This window comes from Sphingopyxis sp. SCN 67-31 (assembly GCF_001725095.1).
Genome location: NZ_MEFH01000011.1, coordinates 13,586 through 29,617, shown reverse-complemented (window position 1 = coordinate 29,617; position 16,032 = coordinate 13,586). Strand labels below are relative to the sequence as shown.

Sequence of the window (16,032 nt, the reverse complement as noted above, 5' to 3'; positions counted from 1 at the left end):
ACCCATGCGCATTGGTCAGATCGTTCCCAGCTCCAACACCACGATGGAAACAGAAATTCCCGCCATCCTGCGCGGGCGCGAACGCCTGCATCCCGGCGACCGCTTCACCTTTCATTCGAGCCGGATGCGGATGAAGCAGGTCACGAAGGAAGAACTCGCGGCGATGGACCGGGACAGCCTGCGCTGCGCGGCGGAACTGGCCGACGCCGCCGTCGACGTGGTCGGTTATGCCTGCCTCGTCGCGATCATGAGCATGGGCCGCGGCTATCACTGCGCCAGCCAGGACGCGCTGCAGGCGCGAATGCGCGAGGAAGGCCACGCCGCGCCGGTGATCACCTCGGCCGGCGCCCTCGTCGACGAACTCCGGCTCGCGGGCGTCCGGTCGGTCGCGATCGTGACCCCCTATATGCCGGCGCTGACCGCGCTGGTCGTCGATTATATCGAGGATCAGGGCATCCGCGTGGTCGACGCGATCGCGCTGGCGATCCAGGACAATCTCGAGGTCGGGCGCCGCGATCCGATGGCGCTGGTGGACGATGTGGACCGGCTCCGGATCGATGGCGCCGACATGGTGGTCCTCTCCGCCTGCGTGCAGATGCCGTCGCTCGCCGCGGTCCCCGTCGTCGAGGACAAGCTCGGCCTGCCGGTGACGTCGGCCTCCATCTGCACCGCCAGATCCATGCTGCGGTCGCTCGGCCTCGAACCCATCGCGCCGGACGCCGGCTTCATGCTGGCCACCCCCGACTGACGCCGCCTCCATCGCCACCGCAAGGTCACCGAACCCGCAACCGAAAGGCCACGATCATGGCAAAAGACTACCAAAAACCCACCACCACCCCTATTCTCATCGCATTCACCGAGGCGCAGCAGTCGCGCGAAACCTACGGCGGCGGGGTGGCGAACGTAGTCCTGCAGGGCATGCATCTGCGGCGCCCCGACGCCACCCGCGACACCGTACTCCTCTTCATGCACCCCACAGCGACGCTCGACACACTGCCGCTGCCGCGCGAGCTGGCGCGGCGCGGCGTTCCGGTGCTTGCGTGCGGCAGCCGCTATCCGCACAACGACAGCGCACTGATCATGGAGAAGGTGCTCGTCGACCTTGGTCACTATGTCCGATATGCCCGCGAACGACTGGGCTACAGGACGGTCATTCTCGCTGGCTGGAGCGGCGGGGCCTCGCTTTCGGTCTTCTATCAGTCGCAAGCCCAGAATCCGACGATCACGGCGACGCCGTGCGGCCATGCGATCGACCTGTCGGGGCTTCAGCCGGCCGATGCGATCATGCAGCTTGCCGCCCATTCGGCGCGTGCGCGGATCATGACCGAGTCGATGGATGCTGCGCTGCGCAGCGAAGGCGACCCGACCGATCGCAACGCCGCCTTCGACCTCTATGACTGCATCAACGGGCCGAAGCCGCCCTATGCCCCCGATTTCGTCGCGGCCTATCGCGCGGCGCAGATCGGCCGCAACCAGCGGATTACGGCGTGGGTGCGCGAGACGCTAGACGCGCTGAAGCGGCGCGGTTCGGCCGATCAGGAACGATGCTTCGTGACCCACGGCACCATGGCGGACCCCCGGTGGCTCGACCCCACGCTCGACGCCAACGGGAGAGCTCCCGGAATCTGCTACCTCGGCGAACCGGAGGCCGTGAACAACGGCCCCATCGGGCTGGCGCGGTTCGCGACCCTGCGAAGCTGGCTTTCGCAATGGAGCATCGACGAATCGCGCGCGAACACGGAGCTTCAGGGGCCGCATGTCACGGTTCCCGCGCTGGTGATCGCCAATGCCGCCGACGACTGCTGCCCGCCTTCGCACACCGACACCATCTATCGCAGCCTCGGCGGTCCGAAGGAGCTGCACACCATCCCCGGTGCCAATCATTATTACATCGGCCAGCGGGAGCAGTTGGATGCCGCCATCACACTGATCATCGACTGGCTTCGGAAGGGCGGCCTGCTCGAAGGCCTGCCTGACGCCTCTGGAGGGGGGTGAGGGGGGGTAGCGCGCCGCTGCCCCCCCTCTTCCCTCCGCCGCGGGCGCGCCCGACGTTGCGTCGCGCACAACTGTATCTTAAACGACGGGCATTCGCGAAACGGGGCGCGAGGGGCGCTGATACCGCCAGCGCGGCCCGTGCGACTGATAGAGGTGGGACAATAGTCCATTGACCAGTATATCTGCAGACGGCGCAAAAGCCGAGACGAGCCCGCAGCGCGCACCCCAGCGGCGCAAGCGGCGGGAGCAGCAGCGCGCGATCGAGACCAAACAGGCCATCCTCGCAGCGGCGCTGCGCGAGTTCGCCGACAAGGGATTCGACGGCGCCAGCACGCGGGAGATCGCCGACAAGGCCGACGTCAACCACCGTTTGATCGGGCATCATTTCGGCAACAAGGAATTGCTGTGGGAAGCCACAGCCAAATATGTTTTCGGCGAATATGTCGCGCAGCAGCGAAAGCGATATCAGGGCCTGGACGGGGTCGATCAGCCCATCCTGCTGCGTCTGATGCTGCGCGAGTTCATCCTGTTCAGCGCCAAGGTTCCCCAACTCCACCGCTTCATGGTCCAGGCCAACGAAGGCGGGCAGAAGCGGCTGGAATGGCTGATCAAGAATCATCTCGCGCCCGGCATCGCCATGGACCTGATGATTTTGCGAAAGGCGCAGGAGGAAGGCATGCTTCGCAGCGGCGACCCGATGCACCTGCGCTATCTATTCATCGGAGCGGCCACGTCGGTGTTCACGCTGTCCGAAGAATATCAATTCATGTCAAAGCAGAATCCCTTCGATGAGGATTTCATCGAAAATCACATCGAAATGGTTCTGTCGCTTTTCCTGACGCCGAAAGACAACGCGCCCTAATCATCCTTAGGGGGATTTCCAGATCAGGTAGCCGACAGGTTCACAAAAACCTTGCGGAACCCCCCGTCGGGGGCCGGTAGACTACCAGCGCGAACAATGCGAAGGCGCCGAGAGGCGCATCAACGGCGGGCGGGCCGACCTACTTCAAGAGAAGAACTTGCAGGCCCAGAGGGCGTGGACCCGCCGCCGCCGGCCGGCCGGCCCGGAAAACGGGACCGGCCGAACGGGAGACGGATACGATCAGAGATCGTCGTCTTCCCCGTCGTCGGGACCGGTCATCATCTCTTCCGCCACGGCATCGGTGCGACCGCGGATCGCGCTTTCGAGCCGCTGCATCAGCTCGGGATTCTCGCTCAGGAAATTCTTCGCATTCTCGCGGCCCTGCCCGATTCGGATCGAATCATAGCTGAACCAGGCGCCCGATTTCTCGACCAGCCCGGCCTTGACGCCGAGGTCGAGGATCTCGCCGATCTTCGAAATGCCCTGACCGTACATGATGTCAAACTCGACCTGCTTGAACGGCGGCGCGACCTTGTTCTTGACCACCTTGACACGCGTCGTGTTGCCGACGATCTCGTCGCGGTCCTTGATCTGCCCGGTGCGGCGAATGTCGAGGCGGACCGAGGCATAGAATTTGAGTGCGTTGCCGCCGGTCGTCGTCTCGGGATTCCCGTACATCACGCCGATCTTCATGCGCAGCTGGTTAATGAAGATCACCATGCAGCGCGAACGGCTGATCGACCCGGTGAGCTTGCGCAGGCTCTGCGACATCAGCCGTGCCTGCAGGCCGACATGACTGTCGCCCATCTCGCCCTCAATCTCTGCGCGCGGAACGAGCGCCGCGACCGAATCGACGACGAGCACATCGATCGCGTTCGAACGCACCAGCGTGTCGACGATCTCGAGCGCTTGCTCACCGGTGTCGGGCTGCGACACGATCAGTTCGTCGATGTCGACGCCAAGCTTCTTCGCATAAACGGGATCGAGCGCATGTTCGGCGTCGACGAAGGCCGCGGTGCCGCCCATCTTCTGCGCCTCAGCGATGCAATGCAGCGCAAGCGTAGTCTTGCCCGAGCTTTCGGGGCCATAGATTTCGATGACGCGCCCGCGCGGCAGGCCGCCGACCCCCAGCGCGATGTCGAGCCCGAGCGAACCGGTCGAGATCGCCTCGACCTGCATCGCCTCCTTCGAGCCGAGCTTCATCACCGAGCCCTTGCCGAAGGCGCGGTCGATCTGCGCCAATGCGGCGTCGAGCGCCTTCTGTCTGTCTGGTCCGTTCACTGATTTCCCCGATTCGACGAGTGACAATTGTCCGGCCATTTGCCGTCCCTTTCCTGCTCTAGAGCGAGCGCAGAGGCATCGCAACGCTCTACCTTTGTGCCACATTTGTTCTATAGGAACAAGAGGGGAACAAAATAATTTGGTGAGCGGAAAGGCTACCCGGTGAAGAACGCGCTCAGGGCCGCCTCGATCTCCGCGAGGCGGAAGGGTTTGGTCACCATCGTCCGGTGCGCGTGCGCGGGCGGGATGATGTCGCCACCGCCGGTGGTGAAGGCAAAGGGAATCGCCCGCGCCGCCAGCGCATCGGCCACCGGCCATCCCTTGGTTTCGCCTAGGTTGATGTCGATCAGTGCCGCTGCAACCGGTTGCGCGTCGAGCACCGCAAACGCCTCCTCGATCGACGTCGCCTGCGCGGGCTCGGGAAAGCCGAGCGCTTCGAGCATGTCGACGAGCATCATGCCGATCAGCACGTCGTCCTCGACCAGCAGGACCAGCCGATCATCCATCATCGGACACCCGGTGCGCGGCATCGTCGAGCGCCGCCGAAACAGCTTCGGCAAGTTGCGCTACGGAAAAGGGCTTGGGCAGGAAGGCGACATGATCGATATCGATCGACTGGCGAAGTTGCTCCTCGGCATAGCCCGACATGAAGAGCACAGGCAGCGCCGGCCGCTTCGCACGCATCGCGCGGACCATCGTCGGACCGTCCATCGTCGGCATCACGACGTCGCTGATCACCAGATCAACCTTGTCCATGCCCGCGAACCGCTCGAGCCCCTCCTCGCCCTGCGACGCTGTGACGACGCTGTAGCCCGCGCGGGTCAACGCGCGTTCGGCGACGGCGCGGACCATGTCCTCGTCCTCGACCAGCAGGAGGGTGCCTGTGCCCCATTGGGACTTCTTTGCGCGGATCGGAGCAGCGGGAACGGCGGGGGCGCCGCTGCCGGGGACGGCGGGCGCGCCGCTGCCGGGGGCGGCGGGGGCGCCGGCGGCGGTGCGGTGGACGGGCAGGTAGATGGTGAAGCTCGTCCCCTCGCCGGGCCGGCTGTCGGCGAAGATGAAGCCCGCCGACTGCTTGATGATGCCATAGACCGTCGACAGGCCCAGCCCCGTCCCCTTGCCGACGTCTTTGGTGGTGAAGAAGGGTTCGAAGATCTTGGGCAGCACGTCGGCGGGAATGCCCGCGCCGGTATCGCTGACCTTGAGCGCGCTGTAATCGGCGGGCGGCATGAACTCGTTGCCCATCTGCCGCACCTCGGCCGCCGACACCGGATAGGTCTCGATCGTCAGCGTGCCGCCGCCGGGCATCATCGCATCGCGCGCGTTGACGGCGAGGTTGATGATCACCTGTTCGAGCTGGACCGGGTCGGCGCGCACCGCGCCGAGCCCGCGGCCATGATGGACCGCAAGCTGGACGGTATCGCCCATCAGCCGCCTGAGCAGGTGCGACACCTCCGAAATCACGTCGGGAAGCTGCAATATCTGGGGCCGCAGCGTCTGCTGGCGCGAGAAGGCGAGCAATTGCCGCGTCAGGCTGGCGGCGCGATTCGCGTTGCTGCGGATATGCTGAATGTCGTCATAGTCGCTGTCGCCCGGCGTGCGGCGCATCAGCATCAGGTCGCAGCTTCCGAGCACCGCGGTCAGGATATTGTTGAAATCATGCGCGACGCCGCCCGCGAGCTGGCCGACCGCCTGCATCTTCGACTGCTGCGCGACCTGGCGCTTGAGCCGCGTCTCCTCGCTCGAATCCTTGAGGCTGAGCAGCACCGCCGCCTCGCCCAGCCCGCGCACGCCGACGACGCGCATCGACACCGGCTCGTCGCCCTGCCCGACGAGGCGGATCGACAGATCGCCGCCGACCTGCTGGCCGCTGCTGTGGCGGCGGATCATGTCGGCGAGCGGCCCCTTGTCCTCGCCGACGACGAGGTCGCCGGGGTAGCGCGGCATCCGGCCATCGGCCACCCCCGCCGCGCGCCCGAAGGCGCGGTTCATGTAGAGGAACCGCCCGTCGCGATCGACGAGCGCGAGCCCGAAGGGGAGCAGCGACAGCAAGGTCTCGATATAGGTTTGCGCGGTGCCGCGGTCGGCGGGCCCGACCTCCTCGTCGATCAGCGCGAGCAACAACGGGCCGGCGGGATCGGCCGGCGCCAGCGGAATCTGGAGCATCCGCACCGGCGGAGCCCGGTCGCCCTCGCGCGCGAAGGTCAGCCCGCCCGAATCGTCGAGCCGCAGCATCGCCGCCACGTCGCGCCCGGCATAATGGCTCGCATCGCTCTCGCCGAGCGCTCGCAGCAGAAAGGCCTGATTGGCGACGCGCAGCCGACCCTCGGCATTGACCAGCGCCGCCATCACCCCCGCCTGCCCGAGCGTCCGGCCCGCCGGTCCTTCGAGGTGGCGGAGAATCTCCGACGCAAGGTCGAGGCGGTCGATCGCCGCAAAGCGCCAGACCAGATAATCGTCGGCCTGCCCGGTGCGGTTGACCTGTGCGCGCAGCGGCAGCGCGCCGACCTTCAGATCGTCGACGCGCCCTTCGCCGTCGCGCCACGCCGCGCGGCCGGCGTTCTTCAGCGCCTCGGCGCCGCGCCCGTCGAGCGGCAGGCCGGGCGGGGTCACGAAGCCGCCCATCCAGGTCGCAAACAGGTCGTTGGCGCAGACGAGGCGTCCCGCCCGGTCGGTCACCGCGATCGCGACATCGTCGTGATCGACCGCCTGGCGCAGCATCGTCCAGTCGGGCGCCGCCGCCTCGCTGGCTCCCACGGCGGGAAAGACCCGGCGCAGCAACAGAACGCCGCCCGCCGCGACGGCAAGACCCGCGAGAAAACCCGCCGCCAGCACGGCATCGCGCGTCGCCCAGAAGAGAAGCCCGACCGACAGCAGCACCAGCCCACCGAGCAGCGCCACGTCGAATCGCGACAATCCCGAAGGCACCAGCGCCGCCGCCGGCCCCGTCCCCCTGCCGAGTTCGGCGTCAGCGGAAGGCAGGGTCGTCGCGGTCAAGGGCAGTCTTTCCTGTTTCGCATCACCAGATGCGGACACGGTCCTTCGGCGCCAGATACAGCTTCTGGCCCGGCTTTACCTGATAGGCCTTATACCAAGGGTCAAGGTTGCGCGAGACCCATGCCCGCTGAATCGAGGGCGAATGCGGGTCGGTGGTGATGCGCTGCGACAGATTCTGCTCGCGGTAGTTGCGCCGCCACACCTGCGCCCAGCCAAGGAAGAAGCGCTGGTCGCCGGTCAGCCCGTCGATCACCGGCGCCGCCTTGCCGCCCAGCGACGCCTTGTACGCGTCATAGGCGATGGTCAGCCCCGCGAGGTCGCCGATATTCTCGCCGAGTGTGAAGGTGCCGTCGAGATGTTCGCCGGGCAGCACTTCATAGGCGTCATATTGCGCGACGAGCGCCTTGCCCGCCGCATCGAATGCCGCGACGTCGGCCGGGGTCCACCAGTCGGACAGCTTGCCGGTCTCGTCATATTTCGCGCCCTGGTCGTCGAAATGATGACTGATCTCGTGACCGATGACGGCACCGATGCCGCCATAGTTGATCGCCGCGTCGGCCTTGGGATCGAAGAAGGGCGGTTGCAGGATCGCCGCGGGAAAGACGATCTCGTTCATCCCGAAATTGGCGTAGGCGTTGACCGTCATCGGGGTCATCCCCCATTCCCAGCGGCGGATCGGCCCGCCGAGGCGGCTGATATTGTCGTCATGCGCGAACTGGTTGGCGCGCAGCGCGTTGCCGAACAGATCGTCGGCACGGATTTCGAGCGTGCTGTAGTCCTTCCAGCGGTCGGGATAGCCGATCTTGGTGGTGAAGTTGGCAAGCTTGCGCTTCGCCTTCACCTTGGTTTCGGGCTGCATCCACGTCAGGTGGCCGATGCGCTCGTCGAGCGCGGCGAGGACGTTCTTCACCAGCCCGTCCATCGCCGCCTTGGTTTCGGGCGGGAAATATTTGGCGACATAATCCTTGCCGACCGCCTCGCCCATATGGTCGCTGACGAAATCGACCGCGCGCTTCCAGCGTTCCTGCATCTCCGGCGTTCCCGACAGCGCGGTGCCGTGGAAGGCGAAAGCCTCCTGCGCCACCGCGTCGGGCAGCACGTCGGCGAAATCGTCGAGGCTGCGGACGAGCAGCGCGTCGCGGATCACGCCGATCGGCGCCTCGGCAATCAGCTTCGCCTCGCCGGTGAAGGCGCTCGGCTGCGACACGAGAAGGCTGTCCTCCTTGACCCCGATGCCCCGGATGAAGGTCGTCCAGTCGAAGCCCGGCGCTGCCTGCGCGAGTTGGGCGATCGTCATCTTGTTATAGACCTTGGTCGCGTCGCCGCTGTCGTTCTTGTCCCAGTGAACCTCGGCAATCCGCTTCTCGAAATCGTAGAGCGCCCGCGCGCGCGCCGCGGCGTCCTTTTCGCCCGCGAGGGTCAGTATATTTTCGAGGTGGCGGAGGTAGGCGGCCTGCAACGCCGTGTTGCGATCCCCGCCCTTCAGGTAGAAATCGCGGTCGGGCATGCCGATGCCGCCCTGAACCATGGTGTAGATATAGACGTCGGGATTCTTGTCGTCCTGCCCCACATAACCGCCGAAGAAATGCGAGATGCCGTTGCGGTCGGCCTCGGCCAGCAGCGCCGCCAGCCCGGCCTTGTCGACGGCGCGTACCTTGGTCAGCCAGGGCTCGATCGGCGCCAGCCCCTTCGCCTCGACCCCCGCGCCGTCGAGATAGGAGGCATAGGCGCGACCGATCATGCTGTCCGGATTGCCCTTCGCCGCATCCAGTATCTCGCGCGTGCGCTGCTGCGACAGGTCGGCGAGCGCGGTGAACATGCCATAGTTGGATTTGTCGGCGGGGATCGCCGTCGTCTTTGCCCAGGTGCCGTTGGCATAGGCATAGAAATCGTCGCCGGGCTTCACGCCTCGGTCCATGCCCGCCATGTCGAAACCGAAATCGCCGATCTCGGGCCCGGCGGCGGCATCGGTGGCGGGCGCCGGAGCCTTGGCGGCGTCCTTCGCCGTGGCGGAGGATGCGAAACCGAGCAGCAGCGCGCCGATGGCGGCGGTCGCGAACAGGCGCGAAGAGATATGCGAACGAGTCATGACGGTCCCCAGAGGATGGTGGGCGCGACCACGGCCCCGGCGCGCGGGGCAGATGGTTACAATGGAAACAGCTATACCCGCGCGAACCGCGCGTTCAACCGGCCGCCCCGTCGCTCGTCGATGCCTCATGTCGTTGGTCGCGCGCCCGGCGCAGCTTGCGCCGCCAGCGCAGGCGGATCCAGTTGTCCCAGAACAGCGCCGCGAGCAGATAGCCCACCACCGCCGACACGACCGAGATGACGAACAGCCCCGCGAGCAGCGCGGGCGCCGCGTCGGACAGCACCCAGCGCACCCACGCGCCCGCCGACGCGCCTTCGTCCACCATGATCGAGATGGTGGCGACGTTGGCATGCAGCCCGAACATGCTGTTCCCCAGCCACACCGACGCCGCGATCAGGAAGGGCGTCGTCGCCGGGTTCGACAGGAAGGTCATCGCGGCGCCGATCGGGATATTGGCGCGGAACGGCAGCGCAAGCAGCGCGACGCCCAGAATCTGGACGCCGGGGATCAGGAAGAAGATGCCGACGAACAGCCCGAGCGCGGTGCCGCGCGGCACCGACGTCCGCGTGAAGCGCCACAGATGGCTGTGCGCGACGCGATGCGCGAAGGGCTTGATGAAGCGGCTCTCCAGCAATTCTTCCCGCGAAGGAGAATTGCGGCGGATCCAGTTCATCACCGCGGCTTTATCGCGAGGTTTGCCGCCGCGGCTCATCCCCGTTCCTTCATCAGGCGCTGCTTGTCGCGCTTCCAGTCGCGTTCCTTGATCGATTCGCGCTTGTCGTGCGCCTTCTTGCCCTTGGCGAGCGCCAGTTCGACCTTGGCGCGCCCGCGGCTGTTGAAATAGACCGACAGCGGCACCAGCGTCATCCCCTGCCGCGCGACGGCGGCGTGCAGCTTGTTGATCTCACGCGTGTTCAGCAGCAGCTTGCGCGGCCGGCGCGGTTCATGGTTGAAGCGGTTGCCGTGGCTGAATTCGGGGATATTGGCGTTGATCAGCCACACCTCGCCGCCCGCCACCTCGGCATAGCTTTCGGCGATCGTGCCCTCGCCGAAGCGCAGCGATTTGACCTCTGTCCCCTGCAACGCGATGCCCGCTTCGAACACCTGTTCGACGGCATAGTCGAAGCGCGCGCGCCGGTTCTCGGCGACGACCTTCTTCTTGTCGAATTCGGGGGCGGATTGCGGACGGGCCATTGAGAAACCTGAAAATTGAACCTTATGCCAACTCTTGCCCCATTCGCGTCGAACGGAGGGGGAAAGACCACATAGCGATCATAGCCTAAATCACTCCCGCCGCGGACAGGGCGGCATCGACCGCCCGGCGCGACGCATCCGACGCCGGGATGATAGGTAGGCGCACTTCGGGCGAAAACCAGTCGTGGACGCGCGACAGCGCATATTTGACCGGCCCCGGCGAGGCGTCGGAGAACATCGCCTTGTGCAGCGCGAACAGCCGGTCGTGCAGGCTCAGCGCGCCGCTCCAGTCGCCCGCGGCGCAGGCGGCGGCGAAATCGGCGCACAGCCGCGGCGCGACATTGGCGGTCACCGAGATGCAGCCGACGCCGCCCAGCACCGCGTGCGGCAGCCACAGGTCGTCGTTGCCGCTGAGCTGGCAGAAACCGGCGCCCGCCCCGGCCCGGTGGACGGTGACGCGGGCGAGGTCGCCGCTGGCATCCTTGATCGCGACCACCGACGGAATCTCGGCCAGCCGGCACATCGTCTCGGCCGCGATGTCGGTGACGGTGCGGCCGGGGACGTTGTAGACGACGATCGGCAGGTCGCTCGCGTCGGCCAGCGCCCGGAAATGCGCGATCAGCCCGTCCTGCGTCGGCCGGTTGTAATAGGGGGCGACGACCAGCGCCGCCGCCGCGCCCGCCGCCTGCGCATGGCGCATGTGCCGGATCGCGGTCGCGGTGTCGTTCGACCCGCAGCCGGCGATCACCGGCACGCGCCCCGCCGCCGCCTCGATGCAGACGTCGATGACCCGGTAATGCTCGTCGAAGCCCAGCGTCGGGCTTTCGCCGGTGGTGCCGCACGGGACCAGCGCACTCGTCCCCTGTTTGACCTGCCAGTCCACGAGGCGCACGAAGGCCGGGGCGTCGAACGCCCCATCGCGAAATGGCGTCACCAAGGCGGGAATCGAGCCCGAAAACATGCTCCGCTCCTTTACAAAAAAGCGCCGGAACCGATAGGGAAGGTCGGCGCGCCGCCTAATGAACGCCTATTCAGCGCCCCGCAAGGAGTTTGGCACTAAAATGCCCGGCATGATCTCGCTGTTCCCCGTTTCCCGTCTCGCGCTGGCTGCAGCGCTCCTTCTTCCCTCCATGGCGACCGCCGGCGAACTGACGCCCGAACAGATGGCCTGGTATCGCGCCCAGATGGGGCTTGCGTCGGTCTCGACCACCCCGCCGACGGCGACCAATACGGTCGGCGACGCGGTGATGGAATGGCGGCGCCTGACCCAGGACCAGAGCGCCTCCTTCGACCGCCTGTCGCGCTTCCTGATGGCGAACAAGGGCTGGCCCGACGCGGACAAGATGCGCACCCGCGCCGAAAAGGCGATCGCGATCGACAGCTTCGACCCCGCGCGCACCCTCGCCTATTTCCAGGCCTATCCGCCAAAGACGCCGAGCGGCGAGCTGCGCATGGCGCTGGCGCTCAACGCCTCGGGCCGCCGCGACGAGGCCTATGCCGCCGTCCGCCGCGCGTGGACGAGCGGGCCGCTCGACGAGAGCGAGGTCAACCGCGTGCTCTCCTTCTTCCCCGGCGCGCTGAGCCTCGCCGACCATGATGCGCGGATGGACCGGCTGCTGTGGTCGAACAACACCGCCGCCGCGGCGCGCCAGCTCGGCTTCACCTCGCCCGAACGGCGCGCGCAGTTCGCGGCGCGGCTCGCGCTGCGCAGCGCCGCGGTCGACGCCGCGCTGCAGGCCGCGGCGGTCGAGGCGGCCAACCCGGCGATCCTGCGCACCGATCCCGGCTATATCACCGCCAAGGCGACCTGGCTGCGCAAGTCGGGCCGCGTCGGCGAGGCGCGCGCGCTGCTCGCGGGCCCGCGCAGCCTGGCGAGCCCTCCCACCGATGCCGAGGAATGGCTCGAGACGCTGCTGACCAACGCGCGGCAGGCCGACGCGGCGGGCGACAAGCTGACCGCCTACAATATCGCGAAGCAGATCGACGACGCGCTGCCGCCGGGCACGGTGGTGCGCGAGACGCCGCTGGGGGTGCGCGACGATTACACCTCGCTCGCCTGGCTCGCGGGCCAGCTCGCCTTCAAGGACCTGCGCCGCCCGGCCGAAGCGGTGCGGCTCTACCGCGCCTATGGCGACGCCGCCCGCTCGGCGCAGACGCGCACCAAGGGCTATTACTGGGCCGGCCGCGCGGCGCTGGCGGCGGGCGACGCCGCGGCCGCCAACGCCCATTTCGCCGACGCCGCGCAGCATTACGACCAGTTCTACGGCCAGCTCGCGCTCGAACGGCTCGGCCGGCCGCAGCCGCGCCCGACCCCGGTGCCGAGCATCCAGGTCAGCGGCGCCGAGCGAACGGCGTTCGACGACGACCGCCTCGTCCGCGCGTCGCGCGTGCTGGGAGAGATCGGCGCGTGGCGCGAACAGTCGCTGTTCCTGCGCGCGCTGGCGCAAAAGGCGACCTCGCCCGCCGACCATGTGCTCGCGGGCCAGCTCGCGCAGCAGATCGGCCGCCCCGACCTGGGCGTGATGATCGGCCGCAGCGCGCAGGCGAACAGCCTCGACGCGGTCGAAGTGTCGGGCTTTCCGACCGTCCGCGTCCCCGCCGGCCATGAGGGCAACTGGACCTTCATCCACGCGATCACGCGGCAGGAAAGCCAGTTCGATCGCGCCGCGGTCAGCCATGCGGGCGCACGCGGGATGATGCAGCTGATGCCCGGCACCGCGCGCGAGGTCGCGGGCAAGCTGGGGCTCGGCTACGACGCCGGATCGCTGACCACCGACACCGGCTACAACATGACGCTGGGGTCGACCTATTTCCAGCAGATGCTCAGCTATTTCGGCGGCAGCTATCCGCTCGCCGTCGCCGCCTACAACGCCGGGCCCGGCAATGTGAACAAATGGCTGCGCGCCAACGGCGATCCGCGGACGGGGGCGATCGACATCCTCGACTGGATCGAGGCGATCCCGATCTTCGAGACGAAGAACTACGTCCAGCGCGTGCTTGAGAATGCCGTCGTCTACGACACGCTGCGCGAAGGCGGCCGGGCGCTGCCCAAGGCGCCGCTGAGCTTCTACCTCGGCAAGTCGAACCCCGGCTGAATCCCGTGGCGGGGGACAGGAGCAACATCATCAGCCCGGCGGGCTTCGCCGCGCTGCGCGCCGAATATGACGCGCTGCTGGGCGGGGAGCGGCCGAAGCTGGTCGAAACGATCAGCTGGGCGGCGGGCAATGGCGACCGCAGCGAGAACGGCGACTATATCTACGGCCGCAAGCGGCTGCGCGAAATCGACCGGCGGCTCGCCTTCCTCGCGCGGCGGATGAAGGCGGCGCGCGTCGTCGATCCGGCGGCGCAGCCCGACCGGGACCGCATCTGGTTCGGCGCCACCGTGGAGCTTGCCGACGAGGACAACATGCGGCGCACGGTCACGCTGACCGGCGACGATGAAGCCGACGCCGGCGCCGGGCGGATCGGCTGGAACAGCCCCCTCGCCCGCGCGCTGCGCGGCGCGGCGGTCGGCGACCTGCGCACGGTCCAGCTTCCCGCCGGCCCGAAGGAATGGGAAGTGATGACGATCGCCTATCCCGGCGCGGGATGAGGTTGAAGCACCGTCTGCGCGTTACCCTGTCTATCCCGTCACCACCCTCTTCCCCGGCTAAAGCCGGGGTCCATGCGAGGTAGCGCTGTGCCATCTGGGCCCCGGCTTTCGCCGGGGGACAGTGACGTGTCGAAAAGGGATAATTGCCGACTTGTTTCAGGGTCCGTGGCCTGCCCTCGCATGAAATGCGGTACAAAAGGGGAGGTCCGGCCATGGATGCGGAAACGAGTTCAGCATGACGAACGGACGAGACAGCCCGCCGAGCGCCGCCGAATCCGCCTCTTTTCCTTTATTCCCTTCGTATTTCGCCTTCGCTCGACACGAAGGGAAGAGAGGGTTCAGGGCTGCAGCAGCGCCGGGACGATCCAGATCGCCGACAGCACGACGATCACCGCCGCGAGCGATATGGCGAGGACATAGCGGACATTGTGCCCCTTGACGGCGCTGGTGGCTTCTTCATCGGTGACTTCGACATGTTCGTCGACGACTTTCATGACCGGGCTCCCTATCGTTGGCCTGCAAAGGCAACGCGCCGCCCGCAAGCGCGGTTCCAGCGCAGGTGGGGAGAGTATGGCGCCAGAGGGTCTGTAAGCCGGGTTCTGTCCACCCCTTGCGGGGATGGGCGATCATTCCTCTAGGCGGCCGGTTGCCCGGACGCTCAAGCAGTCAACCCGGACGGCGGGGCCGGAACCAGCCCTGAGTTGCCTCTTGCCATCCCTATTCGACCTTGCTCCCGGTGGGGTTTGCCGTGCCGCGTCCGTTGCCGTCCGCGCGGTGCGCTCTTACCGCACCCTTTCACCTTTCGCCGGGCCGAAGCCTTTGGCGGTCTGCTCTCTGTGGCACTTTCCCTGAGCCCGCCCGAAAGCGGACCCGCCGGACGTTATCCGGCACCGTGGTTTCCGTGGAGCCCGGACTTTCCTCCCCCGCTTGCGCGGCGGCGATCGCCCGACCCTCTGGCAGGGCGCCATATAGCGCGGATGGCGGGCAATTGCGAGCGATTGTAGGAGTGTCGGCTTTGGGGTGGGGAACCGACATAGCTCCCCTCCACTTCCGTCATCCCGGGCTTGATTCGGGATTCCGCTTTTTTGGGGCATCGACCGGTCTTCGGCATCAAGCGGGACCGGGATCAAGTGGGATATATACCCTTCAGGCAAGTAGGTAGCTGTTCCCCGGCGAAAGCCGGGGTCCATGCGTGGTAGCGCTGTGCCATCTGGTCCCCGGCTTTCGCCGGGGAACAGTGACTTGTCTAAAAGGGATAATTGCCGATCAAGTCCGGGGTGACGATGAATGATAGGTCGGCTCCCGGCCGAACCCCGCCGCTCAATCCCCCTCGGGCTGCGGCAAGAGCAGCGCGAGCAGGATCGCCCGGCATTCGCCGTCGATCGTGCCGTCGATCAGTTCGGGACGAAAACGGCGCTGGAACGCCACGGTGGCCGCGAAGCCGTCGGTCACGTCGTAGCCGAAGCGCTCGAGCGCGAGCAGGAAGCCCGCATCGGTCCACAAGGGATCGGTCAGCTTCTTGGTCGGGCGCGGCAGCGCGAGGCGGCGGCGCGCCAGTTCGTGCCATGGAAACAGTTCGCCCGGGTCCTGCTTGCGCGTCGGCGCGATGTCCGAATGGCCGACGACATTGCCGCGCGTGACGCCGTGGCGGTCCTTGATCAGATGGACGAGCCGGACGACCGAGGCGATCTGCGGGTCGGGAAAGGGCACATAGCCATATTCGTGCCCCGGATTGACGATCTCTATGCCGACGCTGGCCGAATTGATATCGCGCACGCCCCGCCAATGCGACTTGCCGGCGTGCCAGGCCCGCTTGTCCTCGGGCACCATATGGGTGATCTGCCCATCCTCGCTGACGACATAGTGCGCCGAAACCTTCGCCGCGGGATCGGCAAGCCGATCAATGGCTTCGGCGCCGGTCTTCATGCCAGTGTAATGCAGGACGATCATCGAGATGGGCAGCGCGCGCTCGTCGAAATTGGGGGACCAGCGTTCGATAAAATCGCCCATGCCTCTCGCGAT

Annotated in this window: 14 protein-coding genes and 1 other RNA gene; 5 read left to right on the top strand and 10 right to left on the bottom strand. The window is 66.9% G+C overall.

Translation table 11 applies throughout. The annotated features are described in order from the left end of the window. The first annotated feature begins 4 nt into the window (after nt 1–4). The 3 genes from ABS88_RS00760 to ABS88_RS00750 all read left to right on the top strand — a co-directional run bounded on the left by ABS88_RS00760 (nt 5) and on the right by ABS88_RS00750 (nt 2,857). Nucleotides 5–748, top strand: a complete 744-nt coding sequence (locus tag ABS88_RS00760; protein WP_076076048.1) for a maleate cis-trans isomerase family protein — start codon at nt 5–7, stop codon at nt 746–748. A gap of 56 nt (nt 749–804) precedes the next feature. Next, a complete protein-coding gene (locus tag ABS88_RS00755) occupies nt 805–1,995 on the top strand; it encodes a PhoPQ-activated protein PqaA family protein (protein ID WP_076076050.1) in 1,191 nt (396 codons plus the stop codon). A 169-nt stretch (nt 1,996–2,164) separates the two neighbouring features. Continuing rightward, nucleotides 2,165–2,857 (top strand): TetR/AcrR family transcriptional regulator, encoded by a 693-nt coding sequence (locus ABS88_RS00750; RefSeq protein ID WP_083675123.1) that lies wholly within the window; start codon nt 2,165–2,167, stop codon nt 2,855–2,857. Nucleotides 2,858–3,097: 240 nt separating this feature from the next. Here the strand turns inward: ABS88_RS00750 and recA are convergent, their stop codons facing one another. From recA to dapA, 7 genes are all read right to left on the bottom strand, one after another. Beyond that, nucleotides 3,098–4,177 carry a recombinase RecA gene (gene recA, locus ABS88_RS00745; RefSeq protein ID WP_104959756.1) on the bottom strand — a complete coding sequence of 360 codons (1,080 nt, stop codon included), beginning with the start codon at nt 4,175–4,177 and terminating at the stop codon, nt 3,098–3,100. 116 nt (nt 4,178–4,293) lie between these two features. Then, nucleotides 4,294–4,647: a response regulator gene (locus tag ABS88_RS00740; protein WP_076077969.1), complete on the bottom strand. Its 354-nt coding sequence runs from the start codon at nt 4,645–4,647 to the stop codon at nt 4,294–4,296. Continuing rightward, complete coding sequence (locus ABS88_RS00735) at nt 4,637–7,069, bottom strand: hybrid sensor histidine kinase/response regulator (protein WP_286748693.1); 2,433 nt, start codon at nt 7,067–7,069, stop codon at nt 4,637–4,639. Before ABS88_RS00735 ends, ABS88_RS00740 begins: the two co-directional genes overlap by 11 nt. A gap of 88 nt (nt 7,070–7,157) precedes the next feature. After that, nucleotides 7,158–9,224, bottom strand: coding sequence for a M13 family metallopeptidase (locus ABS88_RS00730; RefSeq protein ID WP_076076055.1), 2,067 nt, complete (start codon nt 9,222–9,224; stop codon nt 7,158–7,160). A gap of 94 nt (nt 9,225–9,318) precedes the next feature. Beyond that, nucleotides 9,319–9,897 (bottom strand): DUF2062 domain-containing protein, encoded by a 579-nt coding sequence (locus ABS88_RS00725; protein WP_067187106.1) that lies wholly within the window; start codon nt 9,895–9,897, stop codon nt 9,319–9,321. Between the two features lie 35 nt (nt 9,898–9,932). Then, a complete protein-coding gene (gene smpB, locus ABS88_RS00720) occupies nt 9,933–10,418 on the bottom strand; it encodes an SsrA-binding protein SmpB (protein ID WP_067110614.1) in 486 nt (161 codons plus the stop codon). Nucleotides 10,419–10,503: 85 nt separating this feature from the next. Further along, entirely contained in the window at nt 10,504–11,379 is an 876-nt protein-coding gene (dapA, locus tag ABS88_RS00715; protein WP_076076057.1) for a 4-hydroxy-tetrahydrodipicolinate synthase, read from the bottom strand. Nucleotides 11,380–11,479: 100 nt separating this feature from the next. Here dapA and ABS88_RS00710 point away from each other — a divergent pair, with 100 nt between their 5' ends. Beyond that, the gene (locus ABS88_RS00710; RefSeq protein WP_076076060.1) at nt 11,480–13,513 is read left to right on the top strand and encodes a lytic transglycosylase domain-containing protein; all 2,034 of its coding nucleotides are present in this window, start codon (nt 11,480–11,482) and stop codon (nt 13,511–13,513) included. A gap of 5 nt (nt 13,514–13,518) precedes the next feature. Beyond that, complete coding sequence (greB, locus tag ABS88_RS00705; protein WP_076076063.1) at nt 13,519–14,010, top strand: transcription elongation factor GreB; 492 nt, start codon at nt 13,519–13,521, stop codon at nt 14,008–14,010. 338 nt (nt 14,011–14,348) lie between these two features. Here the strand turns inward: greB and ABS88_RS00700 are convergent, their stop codons facing one another. The 3 genes from ABS88_RS00700 to ABS88_RS00690 all read right to left on the bottom strand — a co-directional run bounded on the left by ABS88_RS00700 (nt 14,349) and on the right by ABS88_RS00690 (nt 16,020). Beyond that, nucleotides 14,349–14,504: a hypothetical protein gene (locus ABS88_RS00700; protein ID WP_156483147.1), complete on the bottom strand. Its 156-nt coding sequence runs from the start codon at nt 14,502–14,504 to the stop codon at nt 14,349–14,351. 78 nt (nt 14,505–14,582) lie between these two features. Then, nucleotides 14,583–14,967, bottom strand: an RNA gene (rnpB, locus tag ABS88_RS00695) — RNase P RNA component class A. 363 nt (nt 14,968–15,330) lie between these two features. Beyond that, a complete protein-coding gene (locus ABS88_RS00690; RefSeq protein WP_076076065.1) occupies nt 15,331–16,020 on the bottom strand; it encodes an N-acetylmuramoyl-L-alanine amidase in 690 nt (229 codons plus the stop codon). Nucleotides 16,021–16,032: the final 12 nt, after the last annotated feature.